The sequence below is a fragment of the Pseudomonas sp. JC1203 genome, from assembly GCF_056175065.1.
This window is the reverse complement of sequence record NZ_JBWCAM010000001.1, coordinates 180,013-199,081: the sequence shown is the minus strand read 5'-3', so window position 1 is coordinate 199,081 and position 19,069 is coordinate 180,013. Positions and strand designations below refer to the sequence as shown.

At 63.2% G+C, this 19,069-nt stretch carries 16 protein-coding genes; 14 read left to right on the top strand and 2 right to left on the bottom strand.

Annotated features, from left to right (window positions below):
- Window positions 1–12 precede the first annotated feature (12 nt).
- The 3 genes from AC0SZ7_RS00945 (at window position 13) to AC0SZ7_RS00935 (ending at window position 3,627) form a co-directional block, all read left to right on the top strand.
- On the top strand, window positions 13–1,044 hold the full coding sequence (locus tag AC0SZ7_RS00945; RefSeq protein ID WP_475502569.1) for a Rieske 2Fe-2S domain-containing protein: 1,032 nt from the start codon (window positions 13–15) through the stop codon (window positions 1,042–1,044).
- 20 nt (window positions 1,045–1,064) lie between these two features.
- Window positions 1,065–2,024 (top strand): PDR/VanB family oxidoreductase, encoded by a 960-nt coding sequence (locus AC0SZ7_RS00940; RefSeq protein WP_475502568.1) that lies wholly within the window; start codon window positions 1,065–1,067, stop codon window positions 2,022–2,024.
- A gap of 373 nt (window positions 2,025–2,397) precedes the next feature.
- Complete coding sequence (locus AC0SZ7_RS00935) at window positions 2,398–3,627, top strand: hypothetical protein (protein ID WP_475502567.1); 1,230 nt, start codon at window positions 2,398–2,400, stop codon at window positions 3,625–3,627.
- 638 nt (window positions 3,628–4,265) lie between these two features.
- On the opposite strand, the gene AC0SZ7_RS00930 is transcribed toward AC0SZ7_RS00935, so the two are convergent.
- Entirely contained in the window at window positions 4,266–5,078 is an 813-nt protein-coding gene (locus AC0SZ7_RS00930) for a helix-turn-helix domain-containing protein (RefSeq protein WP_475502566.1), read from the bottom strand.
- A 187-nt stretch (window positions 5,079–5,265) separates the two neighbouring features.
- On the opposite strand from AC0SZ7_RS00930, the gene AC0SZ7_RS00925 reads away from it, so the two are divergent.
- The 6 genes from AC0SZ7_RS00925 to AC0SZ7_RS00900 all read left to right on the top strand — a co-directional run bounded on the left by AC0SZ7_RS00925 (window position 5,266) and on the right by AC0SZ7_RS00900 (window position 11,782).
- Window positions 5,266–6,708 (top strand): alanine/glycine:cation symporter family protein, encoded by a 1,443-nt coding sequence (locus AC0SZ7_RS00925; protein ID WP_475502565.1) that lies wholly within the window; start codon window positions 5,266–5,268, stop codon window positions 6,706–6,708.
- Between the two features lie 15 nt (window positions 6,709–6,723).
- Window positions 6,724–7,446 (top strand): aspartate/glutamate racemase family protein, encoded by a 723-nt coding sequence (locus tag AC0SZ7_RS00920; protein ID WP_475502564.1) that lies wholly within the window; start codon window positions 6,724–6,726, stop codon window positions 7,444–7,446.
- A 12-nt stretch (window positions 7,447–7,458) separates the two neighbouring features.
- A complete protein-coding gene (locus AC0SZ7_RS00915; RefSeq protein ID WP_475502563.1) occupies window positions 7,459–8,463 on the top strand; it encodes an asparaginase in 1,005 nt (334 codons plus the stop codon).
- Between the two features lie 48 nt (window positions 8,464–8,511).
- A complete protein-coding gene (locus AC0SZ7_RS00910) occupies window positions 8,512–9,504 on the top strand; it encodes an AraC family transcriptional regulator (RefSeq protein ID WP_475502562.1) in 993 nt (330 codons plus the stop codon).
- A gap of 144 nt (window positions 9,505–9,648) precedes the next feature.
- Window positions 9,649–10,698 carry a histone deacetylase family protein gene (locus AC0SZ7_RS00905; protein ID WP_475502561.1) on the top strand — a complete coding sequence of 350 codons (1,050 nt, stop codon included), beginning with the start codon at window positions 9,649–9,651 and terminating at the stop codon, window positions 10,696–10,698.
- Window positions 10,691–11,782: a polyamine ABC transporter substrate-binding protein gene (locus tag AC0SZ7_RS00900; RefSeq protein ID WP_475502560.1), complete on the top strand. Its 1,092-nt coding sequence runs from the start codon at window positions 10,691–10,693 to the stop codon at window positions 11,780–11,782. Before AC0SZ7_RS00905 ends, AC0SZ7_RS00900 begins: the two co-directional genes overlap by 8 nt.
- A gap of 96 nt (window positions 11,783–11,878) precedes the next feature.
- Here AC0SZ7_RS00900 and pdxR read toward each other — a convergent pair whose 3' ends face one another.
- Window positions 11,879–13,414, bottom strand: a complete 1,536-nt coding sequence (gene pdxR, locus AC0SZ7_RS00895; RefSeq protein ID WP_475502965.1) for a MocR-like pyridoxine biosynthesis transcription factor PdxR — start codon at window positions 13,412–13,414, stop codon at window positions 11,879–11,881.
- A gap of 98 nt (window positions 13,415–13,512) precedes the next feature.
- Here pdxR and AC0SZ7_RS00890 point away from each other — a divergent pair, with 98 nt between their 5' ends.
- From AC0SZ7_RS00890 to AC0SZ7_RS00870, 5 genes are all read left to right on the top strand, one after another.
- A complete protein-coding gene (locus AC0SZ7_RS00890; protein WP_475502559.1) occupies window positions 13,513–14,139 on the top strand; it encodes an FMN-binding negative transcriptional regulator in 627 nt (208 codons plus the stop codon).
- A gap of 9 nt (window positions 14,140–14,148) precedes the next feature.
- Window positions 14,149–14,595, top strand: a complete 447-nt coding sequence (locus AC0SZ7_RS00885) for an N-acetyltransferase family protein (protein ID WP_475502558.1) — start codon at window positions 14,149–14,151, stop codon at window positions 14,593–14,595.
- Window positions 14,596–14,604: 9 nt separating this feature from the next.
- Entirely contained in the window at window positions 14,605–15,273 is a 669-nt protein-coding gene (locus tag AC0SZ7_RS00880; protein ID WP_475502557.1) for a GNAT family N-acetyltransferase, read from the top strand.
- A gap of 144 nt (window positions 15,274–15,417) precedes the next feature.
- Window positions 15,418–15,990 carry a hypothetical protein gene (locus tag AC0SZ7_RS00875; protein WP_475502556.1) on the top strand — a complete coding sequence of 191 codons (573 nt, stop codon included), beginning with the start codon at window positions 15,418–15,420 and terminating at the stop codon, window positions 15,988–15,990.
- A gap of 92 nt (window positions 15,991–16,082) precedes the next feature.
- Window positions 16,083–19,037 carry an autotransporter outer membrane beta-barrel domain-containing protein gene (locus AC0SZ7_RS00870; RefSeq protein ID WP_475502555.1) on the top strand — a complete coding sequence of 985 codons (2,955 nt, stop codon included), beginning with the start codon at window positions 16,083–16,085 and terminating at the stop codon, window positions 19,035–19,037.
- The last annotated feature ends 32 nt before the right edge of the window (window positions 19,038–19,069 follow it).

Here is a 19,069-nt window from a genome sequence, read left to right as displayed (position 1 = left end):
AGGTAGAAGAACATGAATATGCACGTGACCGCTGACCCTGTTGAGAACCTGCTGGCCAACGGCCTGAAAGACCTGTGGTTCCCCGTATTGCCCTCCGAACTGCTGGGCGAAAAGCCGCTGTCGGTGCGCCGCCTGGGCTACAAGATTGCCCTGTGGCGCGACAACGACGGCACCGTGCACGCCCTGGAAGACCACTGCCCGCACCGCGGTGCGCCGTTGTCACAAGGGCCCGTGCTGGGTGACCGCCTGCAGTGCCCCTACCACGGCGTGGAAGTGCGCTGCGACGGCACCGTCACCAAGGTGCCCGGCAGCCCCGGCTGCAAACTGGAGGGCGCCCGCCCTACCCGCATGTTCCACACCCGCGAAGCCGCTGGCGCGATTTTCCTGTTCAACGCCACCGACCCGCATCTGGATACGCCGCCGGAACTGGTGCTGCCCGAGCAGCTGACTTCGCCCGAGTGGAGCAGCTTCCTTTGCTACACCGAGTGGAAAGGCGACTACCGCTATGTGCTCGACAACGTCATGGACCCGATGCACGGCACCTACCTGCACAAGATGTCCCACTCCATGAGCGAAGGCGAAGCCACCGCCAAATTCGTCACCCGTGACACTGACCAGGGCTTCTTCTTCGAGAAAGAAGGCCAGCGGGGCGTCAACTTCGACTGGACCGAATTCCTCGACAACGGCTGCCACTGGCTACGCCTGGAAATTCCTTACCCGAAAACCGGCGGCCCGGGCGGCAACTTCACCATCATCGGCAGCTATACCCCCAGCAGCCGTGCCCTGGCCGCCGTGTTCCACTGGCGCGCCCGCCCGCTCACCGGCTGGCAGCGCGACACCTGGCGCTTCCTTTACAAGAACCGCCTGGAAGCACGCCACTGGGCCGTGCTGGAGCAGGACCGGGTGCTGCTGGAGTTCATGGAGCCGGACGCCAACCAGCGCGAAAACCTCTACCAGCATGACCTGGGCGTGGTGCGCCTGCGCCGCTACCTGAAGAGCCAGGCCAAGGCGCAACTCGAGCTGATCGAAGCCAAGCAACTGTAACGAGCGCCGGGAGCCGAACCATGTCCGTCAACAACACCATTACCGCGCTGGTGCACACCCTGCGCTACGAAGCCGAAGGCATCATCAGCGTCGAACTGCGCCCGTGGGGCGACACCGTGTTCGCGCCATTCGATGCCGGTTCGCACATTGACCTGCATTTGCCCAACGGCCTGGTGCGCAGTTATTCGCTGCTGAACTCGCCAAGCGACCAGGGCCGGTATGTGGTCGGCATTTTGCGCGACCGTAAAAGCCGTGGCGGCTCGGAATACGTGCACGCGCAATTGCGCGTAGGCATGCAGTTGCAGATTTCCCAGCCGCGCAACAACTTCGCCCTGGAGGTGAACGCCAGGCACAGCGTGCTGGTGGCCGGCGGCATCGGCATTACGCCGATCTACTGCATGTTCCGCCAACTGCTGGCACTGGGTAAGTCGGCGCAGTTGATCTATTGCACGCGCTCCCGCAAGGAGGCGGCGCTGATCGAGTCGCTGGTTGGCCTGGATGCCAAGGTGGTCTACCACTTCAACGATGAAAAAGGTGTGCCGCCGGACCTGGCGCATTACCTGGCAGGCCAGCCAGCGGACACCCACTTCTATTGCTGCGGGCCGACGCCGATGCTGGATGCTTTTGAAAGCACCTGCGAAAGCCTGGGTTATCCACATGCACATATCGAACGCTTCACGGCAGCCGAACTGCCGCCCAGTGAAGAAGCGCAATGCAGCTACAGCGTGGAGTTGCGCAAGTCCGGAAAGACAGTGAATGTAGAGCCTGGGCTGAACTTGCTGGATGTATTGCTGGAAGCCGGCTGCGATGTTGATTACAGCTGCCGCGAGGGTGTCTGTGGTTCGTGTGAAACAAAAGTGGTGGAGGGCGATATCGATCACCGCGATGGTGTATTGACCAAGGCCGAGCGTGCGGCGAACAAGTCGATGATGGTGTGTGTATCGGGTTGCAAGAGCCGACGATTGGTACTGGATATATAACTTCAAGAAGCCGGCGAATACGCCGGCTTTTTTATGCGAACTTGCTCTTGTCGCCCCATATTGAGGTGTACGTGCACTAAGGAAGCACACGCCTGTTACCGCAAAAACAGTATGTTTCAGGGGCGGCACAAAAAGGCGTGTTTTATATATAAAGCATTGAATTTAATTGCTTTTATTTAAATAATTCACTATCTAACCCTGGCACAGTTCCTGCTAAATCTACCATGGGTTCACACATAACACAGCGTTCCACCCCTAAAACAGTGAACCCCGTCATTCAATGATTCAACACCACCGCTCGCTGATTGAAGCCGCAGGAAAGTGTTGCCCATCGTTTTGTAACCGCAGCAACTTTGCAGGGTTGGGGATAGCAATGAAAAAGTCTGTGATTGGCCTGGGTTTGATTGTCACTAGCTGCGCCGTATTTGCCGCCGAGCCCGGCCCAGCGGCACCCGATGTACCCAGTGATGTAAAGAAACCGTTTCCGCATATTGCCTGGCGCAGTGATGACGGCGACAGCAGCCTGGACATTGGCGGTGCGCTGCGCACCAACTACCGTGACGAGCACTGGAAAACCACCGAGAACAACGGGCGCTTCCTGTTCGACACGTTCCGCCTCGACGTGAAGGCCACTTATAAGCAGGCGTATGGCGACGTGGGCTACTGGTTCCAGGATGACGGCAAGCATTCGGTGGACCACGGTTTCGTCGGCTACAAGTTCACTCCTGCCGCCAACCTGCAGGTGGGCGCACCGTTCAAGCCCTTCGGCCTGGAGCCTTATCCACAGTTTGGCTGGAGCTACCATATCCCCTTCTTCATGGGTTACGGCGTAAGCGCTGGCACCGGCCTGAAGTACAGCTACAAGGACAGGGACTGGGACCTGCAACTGGGTTACTTCCCACGCATGTTGCCTTCCGATATCCGCTATTCGCCGGAGATCGGCCGCTATGCCGACCTGAAAGACAACGCGGTGGCCATCACCCAGTCGCGCCAGGACAACGAGAAGCGCAACCAGGTCAACGCCCGCGTGGCACGCACCTTCCGCGGCAGCGACTGGAGCACCGAAATCGGCGCCTCGCTGGCCGCCTCGCAGCTGTACAACGCCACCACCGACGACAACGGCAGCTACTGGGCCGCAGGTGTACATGCCATCTTCAACACCGGCCCATGGACCGTGACCGGCCAGGGCATCCGCTACGAATACGATCCGAAAAACCCCACCGGCGTCAGCAATGACTCGGTACTGATGGGCGGCAACGGCCTGACCCCCGCCTACCTGATCGCGGCCAAGGCCACCCTCGCCTCGCTCAACGTCGGCTACGACATCTACACCCCGCGCCTGGGGCAGTTGAAGAAGATCAAGCTGTACAACGACTACAGCCGCATGATGAAAGACAAGAGCGGCTGGGACGACTCGCAGATGTTCACCGTGGGCGCGCAGTTCATCGCCATGCCGATCATGGCGTGGGTGGACTTCACCTGGGCGAAGAACGCCAACCCGTTCGGGGGTGCGGAGAACGGCACGGGGTGGACCAGCACGTCGTCGAGCGGGAGCAACCAGTGGTACTACCGGACCAACGTGAACATTGGGTATTACTTTTAATGTAGAGCAGCCAGCGGAAGCCCTCTGTAGCAGCAACTGACTTCGCGGAGATTACTGCGGTCGTCGCTGTAGCCGCTGCCGCAGGCTACGCAGGCCTTCACCTCGCTGAAGATCTCCAGTGCACTCAGGGGCCAGCGCAGCCTGGCGGCAGCGGCTACGCGAAACTCTGCGCACACCGCTGCTGTAGCAGCGGCCCCAGGCCGCGTCCCGGAGCGACGCAGGGCTGCCGCCGGACGCAGCCTTCGGCAGCTGCTACGTGTCTCTGTAGCCGCTGCCGCAGGCTGCGCAGTCCTTCACCCTCGCTGGAGATCTCCAGTGCACTCAGGGGCCAACGCAGCCTGGCGGCAGCGGCTACGCGAAATCCTGCGCACAACCCATCTGTAGCAGCGGCCCCAGGCCGCGTCCCGCAGCAACACAGGACTGCCGCCAGACGCAGCCTGTAGCCGCTGCCGCAGGCTGCGCAGGCCTTCACCCTCGCTGGAGATCTCCAGTGCACTCAGGGGCCAGCGCAGCCTGGCGGCAGCGGCTACGCGAAATCCTGCGCACACCGCTGCTGTAGCAGCGGCCCCAGACCGCGTCCCGGAGCAACACAGGACTGCCGCCGGACGCAGCCTTCGGCAGCTGCTACGGGGGCATGCTCACCCGATCTGGAACAACCCATCCACCACCTGCGTCTGCGCCAGGCGCTCGCGCAGGTCGCTGTCGATCTCGGGGTCGTCGGGCTTGTACAGGCGCACGCGCCGGTAGGCGTCGACGCGGTTGATGTCCTTGCCCAAGAATTCCCACACCACCCGGGTGCAGGCCGGGGCACGATGGTCGGCGGAGGACACGCCGATCTTCAGGCCGTTGAGGCGCTTGATGCGCGCCTTGTAGCTGGGGATGAGCACCGTCTGGCAGATTTCATTTGAAGTCAGCGATTCGTAATCAACGAAGAACAGGCGGTTTTGCAGGCTATAGGCCACCCCCAGGTAGCGGTAGCGCTCATATTCCTCACCCTTGATACCCGGCGTTTGCAGACGTTCGCTGCGCTCATAGGTATAGTGCCCGCCCTCTTCGTGCACGTGTACCAGCGAGCACAGGATGTGCCCCGGAACCGACATCGAGTGGTAGTACTCGTAGTAATAGCCCACGTGGGCGGCCAGGTCCGGGGATGAACGCTGGCGCAGATGCTCCAGGGCCCGTTGCGGCCCGGTCATTTCCGGCTGTTCCACGGTGTGGCGGTGACGCACGCCGATCAGACGCGTGAACTGCTCGGCCGGCAGGCCGATCTCGTATTCCTCGACCCCGAAAAAGTCGCAGATGCGCTTGAGGTTGTAGGGCGTCGGCAAGCTCTGGCCACTGAGGTATTTGTTGAACTGCGCGCGGTTGATGTCCAGCCGCCGGCATACCTCGGCAATGGACGGATAGTGCCGACACAGCAACTGCAGGTTCGCCGGGAGGTATTCACGCATGTGCAGCTCGTCAATATGGCGCCAAGGAGCGCGAAGGTAGCATCAAGTAGCGTCATTTTCCATCAACCCGCGAAATTGCTCCGCACGGGTCAATCGCCAACCATTTGCGCCCCGGTAACTGGGTGCGGCGTGTTGCACCCGGACCAGTCAAATTCGCCATCAAAAAAAAAACAGCGAGGATTACTCCATGCTTGAAGTCATCAACGACTTCCTCTCGGGCAAAGTACTGATCGTGCTTATTGTCGGCCTCGGCAGCTATTTCACGATCCGCTCGCGTTTCGTCCAGCTTCGACACTTCTTCCACATGTTCGCGGTGTTCCGTGACAGCCTCAAGAGCAGCTCGGACCAGCTGAGCTCGTTCCAGGCGCTGATGCTCAGCCTGGCTGGCCGCGTGGGCGCGGGCAACATCGCAGGCGTCGGCATTGCCGTGACCCTGGGTGGCCCTGGCGCCGTGTTCTGGATGTGGGTCACCGCGCTGGTGGGCATGTCCAGCAGCTTCTTCGAGTGCACCCTGGGGCAGCTGTACAAACGCTGTGACTCCGAGGGCCAGTTCCGCGGCGGCCCTTCGTATTACATCCAGCACGGCCTGGGCAAGCGCAAGATCGGCATGCTGATGGCCATCCTGCTGCTGGTGACCTTCGGCTTCGCCTTCAACGGCCTGCAATCGCACGCCGTGACTCACTCGCTGAACAACGCCTTTGGCCTGGATGTGCACAAGACCGGCATCGCCCTGGCCGTGCTGCTGGGCCTGGTGTTCGTGGGTGGCATCAAGCGTATCGCCAAGGTGGCCGACCTGCTGGTACCGGTGAAGACCCTGGTGTACATCGGCGTTACCCTGTACGTGATCGGCCTGCAATTCGAACACGTGCCTGCCATGCTGGAAACCATCGTCAAGAGCGCCTTCGGCCTTGACCAGGCCTTTGGTGGCTTGGTGGGCAGCGCCATTGTGATGGGTGTGAAGCGCGGCGTGTTCGCCAACGAAGCCGGCCTGGGCAGCGCCCCGAACGTGGCCGCCGTGGCCCAGGTCGAGCACCCGGTTGCCCAAGGCGTGGTCCAGGCGTTCAGCGTGTTCCTGGACACCTTCGTGATCTGCACCTGCACCGCCCTGCTGATCCTGCTGTCGGGCTTCTACACCCCGGGCTTCGAAGGTGACGGCATTGCCCTGACCCAGAACTCGCTGGCCGCCGTGGTTGGCGACTGGGGCCGCATGTTCATCAGCGTGGCACTGGCACTGTTCGTGTTTACCTCGATCCTCTACAACTACTACCTGGGCGAGAACAGCCTGCGCTTCCTGGTCGGTGAAAACCGCAAGGCGCTGATCGGCTACCGCGCACTGGTACTGGCGCTGATCGTATGGGGCGCGGTCGAAGACCTGAGCACCGTGTTCGCCTTCGCCGACATCACCATGACCATGCTGGCCTTCGTCAACCTGATCGCCCTGGCCATGTTGTTCAACATCGGCCTGCGCCTGCTGGCCGACTACGATGCCCAGCGCAAGGCCGGCATCAAGACCCCGGTGTTCGACGCCAGCCAGTTCCCGGACCTGGACATCGACGCCAAGTCGTGGCCAGCCCCGACTGCCGGCACCGAAGCCGACAAGGCTGTGAACCTGGCCCAGGCACAACGCTAAATGGCCGGGGCATTCATGCCCACCCACCTGGCCCCGGGCGACTATGTCGCCCGGCCCAGGCTGGGGATCATCACCGGCTCGGGGCCAGAAGCCGGGATGGACATGTGGGCCAAGCTGCTGGAAGAAAACCGTCGCCGCCTTGGCCAGGCGTTTCGCGGCGACCTCGATGCCCCCGCGGTATCGATCATCTCCGACCCCGAGCTGGGGTTGTCCATGGAACTGCAGAAGACCGAACAGCAAGTGTGGAACGCCCTGCGCCAGGACGTCCTCGCCCTGGACGGCACCGTCGCTGCCTTCGCCATTGCCTGCAACACCTTGAACCTGTTTGCCGAACGCATTCGCGAGCTGAACCTGCGTAGTGTGTTCGTTTCGTTCTGTGACGTACTTGAACACTATTTGCGCAGCCGCGGCCTGACCCGCGTGTGCCTGCTGGGCGCGCGCCCGGTGGCCGAGCTGGGCGAGTGGTCGCCGTACCGCTCGCTGCGCCAGCATGTAACGTTCGAGCCCGTGCAGGCCCAGGCCTTGCATCAACTGATCTATGACATCAAGGCACTGGGGCCCAGGCACCCGGAGCTGCGACCGCGTTTCGCCCGGCTGCTGGACAGCATCGAGGCGGACACGGTATTGCTGGCGTGCACCGAGCTGCCCTTGATTGCCGATATCGACACCGACAAGCAACTGGTCGATGTCACCCAGCTGGTGGCCGAAGCCATGCTCGACCACAGCCTTATTCGCTAGGAGACCGGGCAAATGAATTCGCCCCACGCAGTACCCGCCCGCCAAGTGATGGTGCTCTACACCGGTGGCACCATCGGCATGCAGGCCACGGCCAACGGCCTGGCGCCTGCCTCGGGCTTCGAGCAGCGCCTGCGCGAGCAACTGGCCGGGCACCCCGAACTGGCCATCCCGGCCTGGCGTTTCCGCGAGCTGCTGCCGCTGATCGACAGCGCCAACATGACCCCCGACTACTGGCAGCGCCTGCGCGAAGCCGTGGTGCAGGCAGTTGAGGTGGACGGTTGCGACGCCGTGCTGGTGCTGCATGGCACCGACACCCTGGCCTACAGCGCGGCGGCCATGAGCTTCCAGCTGCTGGGCCTGCCGGCGCCGGTGGTGTTTACCGGCTCCATGCTGCCCGCCGGCGTGCCTGACAGCGATGCCTGGGAAAACATCAACGGCGCCCTGCTGGCCCTGGGCCAAGGCCTGCCAGCCGGCGTGCAGCTGTACTTCCACGGCGAACTGCTGGCGCCGACCCGCTGCGCGAAGGTCCGCAGCTTTGGCCGCAACCCCTTCGCCGCCCTCAAGCGCCGTGGTGGCGTGGCCGCGGCCGGGCAACTGCCAGCAGCGCTGGGCTACAACCAGCCCAAGGCCCTGGCCAAGGTAGCGGTGCTGCCACTGTTCCCCGGCTTCGGCGCCGAACCGCTGAACGCGGTGCTGGCCAGCGGCGTGCAGGGCGTGGTGCTGGAGTGCTACGGCAGCGGCACCGGCCCGTGCGACAACGCAGGTTTCATTGCCGCGCTGCAGGCCGCCCAGGCCAACGGCGCGGTCATCGTGGCCGTGACCCAGTGCCATGAAGGCGGCGTGGAATTCGACGTCTACGAGGCCGGCAGCGGCCTGCGCACCGCCGGCGTGCTGGCCGGTGGCGGCATGACCCGCGAAGCGGCGTTCGGCAAGCTGCACGCGCTGCTGGGCGCTGGCCTGCCGGTGGCCGAGGTGCGCCGCCTGGTGGAACTCGACCTGTGTGGTGAACTGGCGTAAGGCACGCTCCTTGCTCGGTATCCGCCAGGTTCCCGTCGGATATCGAGCATGCTCCATTCCCACCTCACCACCCTCAACGCCGTCTCGCTGGTGCTCAACACCTTCAAATCCGAAGGCTTGACCAGCGAAGCGCTGCTGGCCGGCAGCGGCATAAGCCCCGCCGACCTGAGCCGCGCCGACCCACGCATCACCACCAGCCAGGAAATGCAGGTATGCGCCAACGCCGTGGCGCTGCGCCAGGAAATAGGCCTGGAACTGGGGCGGCGCATGCACGTTTCTGCCTATGGCATGCTTGGCTATGCCCTGCTGTCGAGTGCCACTTTCGGTGACGCCCTGCAGCTGGCGCTGCAATACCCGGCACTGCTGGGAACACTTTTCCATTTGCAGTTGAAGGTCGACGGCGAGCGCGTGTGGTTCAGCGCCAGCCAATACACCGACAGCCCCGCCCTCGCGGTTTTCAATGCCGAGCTGTGCATGACCTCGCTGAAGGTGATCTGCGATGACCTGCTGGGCCACTCCCTGCCGCTGCTGGGCGCCCGCTTTGCCCACGGCGCCCCCGGCTACCGTGACAACTATGCCGTGACCTTCGATTGCCCTGTGCACTTCAACGCCTGCGACCACGCCTTCGCGTTCCACCAACGCTGGCTGGACCAGCCCCTGCCCCTGGCCGACCCTGTCACCCACCGGGCCATGGCCGAGCGCTGCCGCCTGCAGAACCTGGAGTTCACCGGCCGTCAGGCCTGGCTGGGGCGCATCCGCCAACTGCTGGAAGCCCAGCTGGCCGACGCACCGGGGCTGGAGGGGCTGGCACGGCAGATGAAGTGTTCGGCACGCACGTTGCGCCGCCACCTCAGCGAGGTAGGCAGCAGCTACCAGGATTTGCTCGACCAGCTGCGTTTCGAGCGCGCCAAACACATGCTGGCCGACGAGCACATCCCCATCTACCGCATCGCCGAAGCCCTGGGTTTCAGCGAAACCGCCAGCTTCCGCCACGCCTTCGTACGCTGGAGCGGCGTGGCGCCGAGCCACTTCCGCGCCTGATTGGTGCGCTGCGCGTCAAACGGGGGCGAAATCCGGTCAACACGCTTGGCCATATCGATCCCCTTTTGGCCGTTCCCGACGTTCCCGATTCAACACCGGCGCATCAAGAATGGAACCCTGATTCAGCCACCGGAGAACAACAAAATGCTGACGATTTATTCGGACGACCACCACCTGCACCACGGCCGCTGCGAGCTGATCGACGGGCAACTGATGCCCTGCTTCGAGATGCCGTCGCGCGCCGACCACGTGCTGCAGCGGGTCAAGGACCGTGAGCTGGGCCCGGTGCAGGCACCCAAGGATTTCGGCCGCGCGCCCATCGAGCGCATTCACGACGGCGCCTACCTGGACTTCTTCCAGGGCGCCTGGAAGCGCTGGGTCGCTACCGGCCGCGAGGACGACATCATGCCGTTCACCTGGCCGGCACGTACCCTGCGCGCCATCAAGCCCACCACCTTGCTGGGCGAGCTGGGCTACTACTCCTTCGATGGCGGCGCGCCCATTACCGCCGGCACCTGGCAGGCCGCCTACAGCGCAGCCCAAGTGGCCCTGACCGCCCAGGCCGCCATGCAGGCCGGTGCCTACAGCGCCTTCGCCCTGTGCCGGCCACCGGGGCACCACGCCGCCAGCGACGTGATGGGCGGCTACTGCTACCTGAACAACGCCGCCATTGCCGCCCAGGCCTTCATCGACCAGGGCCACCCGCGCGTGGCAATACTCGACGTCGACTACCACCACGGCAACGGCACCCAGGCCATCTTCTATGAGCGCAGCGATGTGTTCTTCGCGTCCATCCACGGCCACCCGGAGTTCGAATTCCCGTTCTTCCTCGGTTATGCCGATGAAGTGGGCGAAGGCGCCGGCGAGGGGTTCAACATCAACTACCCGTTGCCTGCCGGCAGCGCCTGGGACGTGTGGGGCGCGGCCCTGGACGCCTCCTGCCAGCGAATTGATGACTACACGGCGGACGTGATCATCGTGTCGCTAGGCGTCGACACCTTCAAGGATGACCCCATTTCGCAGTTCAAACTGGACAGCCCCGACTACCTGAACATGGGCAAGCGCATCGCCGCCCTGGGCAAGCCGACGCTGTTCGTGATGGAAGGTGGCTATGCCGTGGAAGAGATCGGCATCAACGCCGTGAACGTGCTGGAAGGTTTCGAAAGCGCACTCAAGGAACGCCAACATGCATAAGTTCAAGCAAGCCCTGTGCGCCCTGGCCCTGGCCTGCGGCGCGGCCCACGCCGACGAGCCACGCACGCTGAAGGTGTACAACTGGTTCGACTACATCACGCCGCAGACGCTGGTGGACTTCCAGAAGGACGACAACGTCAAGCTGGTGTACGACATCTTCGACACCAACGAGGCCCTGGAAGCCAAGCTGCTGACCGGCAACTCCGGCTATGACGTGGTGGTGCCGTCCAACGTGTTCCTCGCCAAGCAGATCGAGGCAGGCGTGTTCCAGCCGCTGGACCGCAGCAAGCTGTCCAACTTCGAGCACCTGGACCCCAAGCTGATGAAGCTGCTGGAGCTCAATGACCCGGGCAACAAATACGCCGTGCCCTACATGTACGGCACCATCCTGATTGGCTTCAACCCGGCCAAGGTCAAGCAAGTGCTGGGCGACAATGCCCCGGTGGACAGCTGGGACCTGCTGTTCAACGAGGACAACATCAAGAAGCTCAAGCAGTGCGGCGTAGCCATGCTCGACTCGCCCTCGGAGATTCTGCCGCTCGCCTTGCAGCACCTGGGCCTGGACCCCAACTCCAGCAACCCGGCCGACTACAAGAAGGCCGAGGCGCTGATGATGAAGATCCGCCCGTACATCACCTACTTCCATTCGTCCAAGTACATGGCTGACATCGCCAATGGCGATATCTGCGTGGCCGTTGGCTACTCGGGCAGCTTCTCGCAGGCCGCCAACCGCGCCCGCGAGGCGAAGAATGGCGTAGTGGTGGACATGCGCCTGCCCAAGGAAGGTGCGCCAATCTGGTTCGACATGCTGGCCATCCCCAAGGGCGCCGCCAACCCCGAGGATGCGCACAAGTTCATCAACTACCTGCTGCAACCCCAGGTGATTGCGCCGATCAGCGACTTTGTCGGCTACCCCAACCCCAACAAGGACGCTACGGCCAAGGTCTCGGAAGCGATCCGCACCAACCCGAACCTGTACCCCACCGACGAGATGATGGCCAAGCTGTATACGCTGAAGCCATTGCCCCATGACGCGGAGCGGGCGCGGACGCGGGCGTGGACCAAGATCAAGTCGGGGACTTGAGCCCATCCCCCGTAGCAGCTGCCGCAGGCGGCGTCCGGCCGTGACGTGCATTGACTGCCGACACCTCGGCGCCTGGGACGCGGCCTACGGCCGCTGCTACGGGGCCCAGGCTTGGCGTAAACGGGATAGGGCGGTCACGGTGGCCGCCTCATCCACCGCCGCAAACCCCAGCACCAGCCCCGCCCGGTTATCCACAGGACCGCTCGAATCTTCCAGCCAGTAATGGCTCAAGGCGTTCACCTCCACCCCCACCGCTTCCGCCTGGGCCACCAACTCCTGCTCCCGCGCCAGCGTATCCACTGGAATGGTCAGGTGCAGGCCAGCCGAGACGGCCGGCAGCGGGCCGATGCCGGGAATATCCACGGGCCAGTTGTCGAGCAACGCATTCCTGCGCGCCAGCGCGGCACGGCGCATGCGGCGGATGTGGCGCTGGAAGTGGCCGTCGGCGATGAAGCGGGCCATGACCATCTGCGTGCCGATTTCCGAATGCCGCAGCGCTACCCCGCGTTTGCGTGCGAACGCATCCACCAATGGCTGCGGCACCACCAGGTAGCCCAAGCGCAGCGCCGGGAACGCCACCTTGCCGAAGGTGCCCACGTAAAGCACGCGGCCGCTGCGGTCCAGCGCGGCCAAGGGTGCCAGCGGGGCGCCGTTGTAGCGGTACTCGCCGTCGTAGTCGTCCTCGACGATCCAACCCTGGGTGCGTTCGGCCCACTCCAGCAGGGCCAGGCGCCTGGCCAGGCTGAGGGTCACGCCCGTGGGGTATTGGTGCGCGGGAGTGACATAGACCATGCGGCAGCCTTCAATACCGTCCAGCGCCGAGCACACCAACCCTTCCTCATCCACGGCTACGCCCGCAAGTTTCGCACCGGCATTGGCGAAGGCATGGCCGGCCGCACGGTACCCCGGATTCTCGATGGCAACGGTGTCACCAGCGTCCACCAGCAACTGTGCACAAAGTGTTATGGCCTCCTGTGCACCGGTGGTGATCAGAATTTGTTCAGCACTGCAATTCAGACCGCGTGAACTGCGCAGGTAAGCGGCGATAAGGCTGCGCAGGCCGGGGTCGCCTGCCGGGTCGCCGTAACCCAGCAACGCAGGGGCGGGCGCGCGCCAGAAAGCTGCGTAAAGCTTGGCCCAAGTGGCAAATGGGAACAGATCGAACGCCGGTACGCCGACCCTGAATGCCCTTGGGGGGCCGCTGCGCAGGGGCGACAAATGGTGTTCATCCAGCCGCTTGAGCGCCTCACTGTGGATAACTTTACTGGATGAAATAACAGTATTTTCAAGCGATTTTGTGGATAAACCTGTGGATATACCCCGGGATAACCCTGTGGACAGTTTTGTGGATAGTTTTTCTGCCGGGCGTTCCAATGCTGCCACGTAGGTGCCATCCCCCACCCTGCCCTGCAGGTAACCTTCGGCATACAACTGGTCGTAGGCCCGCACCACCGTGTTGCGCGATATGCCCAACGCATTGGCCAGGTCACGGCTGGCGGGCATGCGCGTGCCACTGGCCAGGCGGCGGTCCAGCACCCTTTCACGCAGGGCCTGGTAAAGCCCGCGGCTGAGGCCTCGGCTAGCATCCAATTGAATACCAGCAGGGTCGAATGGCAAGGCAGGGGAAGTGATCGACACGCTAATGGTCCTATGAAAATGACAGGAAATGGATCTTACAAAGGTCCAATCCACTGCCTAGGATAGGCACATACGTCGAGGAATTTCGAGCCATGTACCTACCCGCCGCTTTCCATGATCAGGACATCGAGCGCCTGCAGCAGCAGATGGAAGAATGCCGCCTGGCAATTGTCATCAGCCACGGCGAAAGCGGCCTGCAGGCCAGCCACGTGCCGCTGCTGCTGGACCGCACTGCGGGCCCGTTCGGCACCCTGCGCGGCCACTTGGCCCGGGCCAATCCGCAGTGGCGCGACCTGGCCAATGGCAGTGAGGCCCTGGTGGTATTCAGCGGCGCCGACGCCTATGTGAGCCCCGGCTTCTACCCAAGCAAGGCTGAGCACGGCAAGGCGGTGCCCACCTGGAATTTCCTGGCGGTGCACGCCACTGGCACGGCCGAAGTGTTCAGCGACGCCGAACGCCTGCGCACGCTGGTCAGCCAGCTCACCGACCGCCACGAAGCTGGCCAGGCCAAGCCCTGGGCCGTGAATGACGCGCCCGCCGACTACCTGCACAGCATGCTCAAGGCCATCGTCGGCTTCGAGCTGCCCATCAGCCGCCTGGAAGGCAAGCGCAAGCTCAGCCAGAACCGCAGCGCCGAGGACATCGCCGGCGTACGCCGGGGCCTTGCGGCCAGCATCGACCCCCTGGACAACGCCGTTGCCCAGCTCATGAGTGAATAAGGAGCCACCATGTCATCCGTTGAAATTCGTCCGGTAACCGCTGCTGACAAGGAACACTGGTTGCCCCTGTGGCAAGGCTACCTGCGTTTCTACGAAACCGAGCTGGCGCAGCAGGTCACCGACAGCACCTGGGCGCGCCTGCTGGACCCGGCCGAAACCACTAACGCCGCGCTGGCATGGAAAGACGGGCGCGTCATTGGCATGGTCAACTTCATCTACCATCGTTCCAACTGGTCGATCGAGAACTCCTGCTACCTGCAGGACCTGTTCGTCAGTGAACAGGCGCGCGGGCTGGGCATAGGGCGCAAGCTGATCGAGCATGTCTACGCCACCGCCGCCGCGGCTGGCTGTGCCAAGGTGCACTGGCTGACCCACGAAACCAATGCCACGGCCATCCAGCTGTACGAGCGCATTGCCGAGCGCCCGGGCTTTATCCAATTTCGCAAAGCACTGTAGGAATTGACCATGTCCAACCCCGTTGTCGACTGGCAACCCGCCGTCGAACCCAGTGGCTCCACCTTGCAAGGCCGGTTCGTGCGCCTGGAAAAACTCGACGTTGCCCACCACGGCGAACAACTGTGGGCCGCGCTGCAGGGGCCCGACCCAAGACTGTGGGACTACCTGCCCTACGGCCCCTTCACCGAGCGGGGGCTGTTCGATGCCTGGTTGAAAGGCCAGGCGGCCAGCAGCGACCCGTTGTTCTACACGGTGATCGACAGTGCCAGCGGCGAGGCCGAGGGCATTCTCAGCCTGATGTCCATCGTGCCGGAACATGGCCGTATCGAGATCGGCCACGTGGCCTTTGGCGCGCCCATGCAGCGCACACCGAAAAGTACCGAGGCGGTGTACCTGCTGGCCAAGCTGGCGTTCGCCCTGGGCAACCGCCGCCTGGAGTGGAAGTGCAACAACGCCAACGCCCGCTCCAAGCAGGCCGCCGAGCGCCTGGGCTTCACTTTCGAAGGGGTGTTCTGGCAGCACATGATCGTCAAGGGCTGCAACCGCGACACGGCCTGGTATTCGATTACCGACGGCCAGTGGCCAGCGGTGCATGCCGCGTTCGATGCCTGGCTGGCTGATACCAACCAGGGTGCCAACGGCCAGCTCAAAAGCTTGAGCGAGCTGCGCGCGGGTTAATCCTGCCGCCGGCACCCGCTATCCCTTGGCGGAATGAATTCCAAATTTTGCCGAGCGCCCTTTCTGTTCACAGTTCGTCGAGTATTCGCACCACAGCCCGCCACACCCGTGGCGGGCCCGTTTACTCAAGAAAGGGAAATCAACATGACCAACCACGTAGAAACCGCCAACTGGTGGCGCGCCCCCGCGCCAGAATTGAAACTGGGCAAATACCACAGCGTGATCACCGACCATGGCGAGATGACGAAAGCCCTGCCGGATAGTAAAAATCGTTATCTGTTTTCCGAGTCCGGGCCTGGAGTGAAACCCTTGGCTATCATCGGCACAGCCCTGCAGATAGTCGAATTGCTGGAGCGCTCGGCCAAGCAAAGTATCGCCAGCGAGATCAAGGAATTGCCCAAGCTATACATGGGCATTTCGCTGTTTGAACCCAAGAAGCGCTTCGATGGGGTATTTCCACTCAATCTGGTAGCGATGGATATCTTCAATTTCGGCATGAAAGTATGGGGCGATTACAAAGGCTCCAAGGCAGAGAAAATAGCGCGCTTCATTGCTGACTTACTCAAGGCCAAGACCAGCAACAAACAACAGGGCAACCTGCTATTTGTCAAATTCAGCTACCTGCAGGAAGAAGGTATGCGTGAGATTGGCAAGTCGCAGATGTCGTGCACAGCGATCCAGAAACTGATACTGGACCAATTGCCGCTGGATAAATAACCCGAAATATTTCAATTTGTACCGATAAATATAATTGTAAACACCACCCGCTATATAGGACGGCCTCAACCTTACAAAAAAGGCCGTCCGTCATGCCGTCGCACTACTCTCGCCTGGCTTGTGCTTTGTCCCTCCTGAGCCTGGGCATAACCCAAGCCAACGCCACGGTAATTAGCACTCCTACCACCGACTCGCAGACGCTGAACGGGGAAAAGACCCTGACCGTGACGAGCGCTGGCAGCATCACCACCAGCGGCAAGGCGGTGAGCCTCAAGGACCCGACCTCGGGCAGCGGCGTGGTTGTGGATAACGCCGGCAGCATCATTTCCACCGGCGGCCGCGCCATCGACAGCAGCGGCAGCGAGACGGCCGAGCGCATCTACAGCTTTACCAATCGTGCCGGCGGCCTGATTCAGGGCTACGACGACGCCCTGCGCATCAATAGCAATTTCCCCACCGGCAGCGTGCTGATCGACAACAGCGGCACCATCCGCTCCAGCACCGGCCAGGGCATCGACCTGGACAGCCTGCGCAGCGCCGGCACCACTACTACCGTCATCAACCGCGAAGGCGGCTTGATTCGCGGTGATGCCAGCGACGGCATAAAGACCGGCGGCAATGCGACAATCATCAACTACGGCGAGATATCCACAGGCGACTCGCTGACTGACGACCAGAAATACGACGGCGTGGACATCGACTCCGCAACCGGTGTGACTGTGTATAACTACGGCATCATCAGCGGTGGCCGGCACGGCATCACCACTGACCTGGGCGCCACGCTTTATAACTATGGCGACCTCACCGGCCGCAACGGCTCGGGGTTCGGCTCGGACGGCGACGGCACTGTGTATAACTTCGGCACCATCACCGGCGCCTACTCGGGCTTGAAGGCCAATGGTGATGGCGACGGTGTGGATATCGATGGTATCGGCCATGTGGAAAACCACGGCACCATCCAGGGTACGGGCGCCGGGGGTGTGGACAAGAACGGCTTCGCCAACGGCAGCGAAGGTATTGCCATGGGCGGCGGCTACATCTACAACGCCAGCGGCGCGCTGATCAGCGGTGCCAACAACGGCATCCTGGTGGATGACGGCAGCGGCGGTTCAGGCGCGGGTGCCCTGACCCTGATCAACCAAGGCACAATCCGCGGCCTGGACGGCTTCGGCATCCAGCTGGTGGGGGATTTCGACGACAAGGTCACCAACGCCGGCCTGATCAGCGGCAGCAACGGCCTGGCCCTGGACCTAGGCGGCGGCAATGACACCCTCACCCTGCTCGGCGGTAGCCGCTTCGAAGGCATAGTAGATGGTGGCAGCGGCTACGACCGGCTGGTGATGGACGATGCCAATGGCGGCAGCTTCGGCGCCAGCCGCAATTTCGAGTGGCTGCAAGTGAATCAGGGCACCTGGACCCTCACTGGCACGGGCGATTTCAGTGACGGCGGCGAGATATCCACAGGCGCCACGCTGGTCAACCAGGGCAGCATTGCCGGCACCCTGACCGTAGACAACGGCGGCACCTATGCAGGCGGCGGCAGCGTCGGCAACCTGCTGGTGAACGGCACCCTGCAGACCAGCACCGCGCTGGGCACCGCCAGCGTTGCCGGCAACCTGACCTTCGGCAGCGGCGCTACCCTGGCCTATGGCGTAAACGCCGACGGCAGCAGCGCGCCCGTGCAGGTTGGCGGCACCGCCACGCTCACCGGCGCCACGCTTGAGGTGGTGCCGTCCAGCGGCGACTACCCCTGGAAGAGCCATTACACGGTGCTTGAGGCCGGCACCATCGAAGGCACCTTCGCCAAAGTCACCAGCGACTACGCTTTCCTGACTCCGACCCTGAGCTACAGCGCCACCCAGGTCGGGCTGGACTACAACCGCAACGACATTGCCTTCAGCGATTACGCCACTACCGGCAACGGCACCAACGCCGCGCGCAGCCTGGGCGGGCTGGACCAGAACAGCACGCTGTACAACGCCCTGCTCAACACTTCCACGCGCACGGCTTCAGGCACTATCGAACAACTGGCGGCCAGCAGCAACGCCAGCCTGGCCGCCGCCACCCTGAGCGGCAGCGCCCAGGTAGGTAGCACCATGCTGGCCGCCATGCAGCAGATGGGCGGCAATGCCGGCCTGCTGGTGGGCCTCAACGACAAGGACACGCCGGCGCTGGCTGCCAACGGCGTACCTGACAGCGCCCGCAACCTCAACGACCCCAACGCCCAAGGCCGGCTATGGCTGCAAGGCCTGGGCAGTTACGGCAAGCTGGACGGCAAGGACGGCGCCAGCGCCCTCACCCAGCGCACCAAGGGCAGCGTGATCGGCGCCGACTGGGCTGCCAGCCCGGCGTGGCGCCTGGGGGTGCTGGGCGGCTATTCGAAGACCGATCTGGACACCAGCGGCGTCGATGGTTCGGTGGACAGCTGGCACCTGGGTGCCTACGCCCTGCGCCAGGACGGCCCATTGGCGCTGCGCCTGGGCGCGGCCTACAGCCACCACGATGGCCGCAGCCGCCGCAACGTGGCATTCGATGGCTTTAGCGACAGCCCCAAGGGCGACTACAACGCCGACAGCCAGCAGGCCTTCGCCGAACTGGGCTACAGCCTGGGCAGCGGCCGCTTCAGTGCCGAACCCTTTGCCAACCTGGGCTACCAGCGCTACCACCGCGACGCTTACCAGGAAAAAGGCGGCGCCGCCGCGCTGGATGTCAGCGCCCAAACCCAGGACAACTTCAGCAGTACCTTCGGCGTGCGCGTGGCGCACCTGGGCACGCTTGCCAACGGCATGAGCATCACCCCCCGGGCCAGCCTGGGCTGGCGGCATACCTATGGCGATGTGGATAGCCAGACGCGCCAAGCGTTCCTGTCCGGCGGCACGGCGTTCAGCGTGCAGGGCACGGCACTGGACCGCGACAGTTTGCTGGCCGAAGCCGGGCTGGACGTGGGGATAACCGCACGACAGACGTTGGGCGTGGGATACAGCGGGGAATACGGCAGCAACAGCCGCAACCACGCGGTCATCGGCCAATGGCAATTGAGGTTTTAACCCCTCCTCGTAGCAGCGGCCGCCAGGCCGCG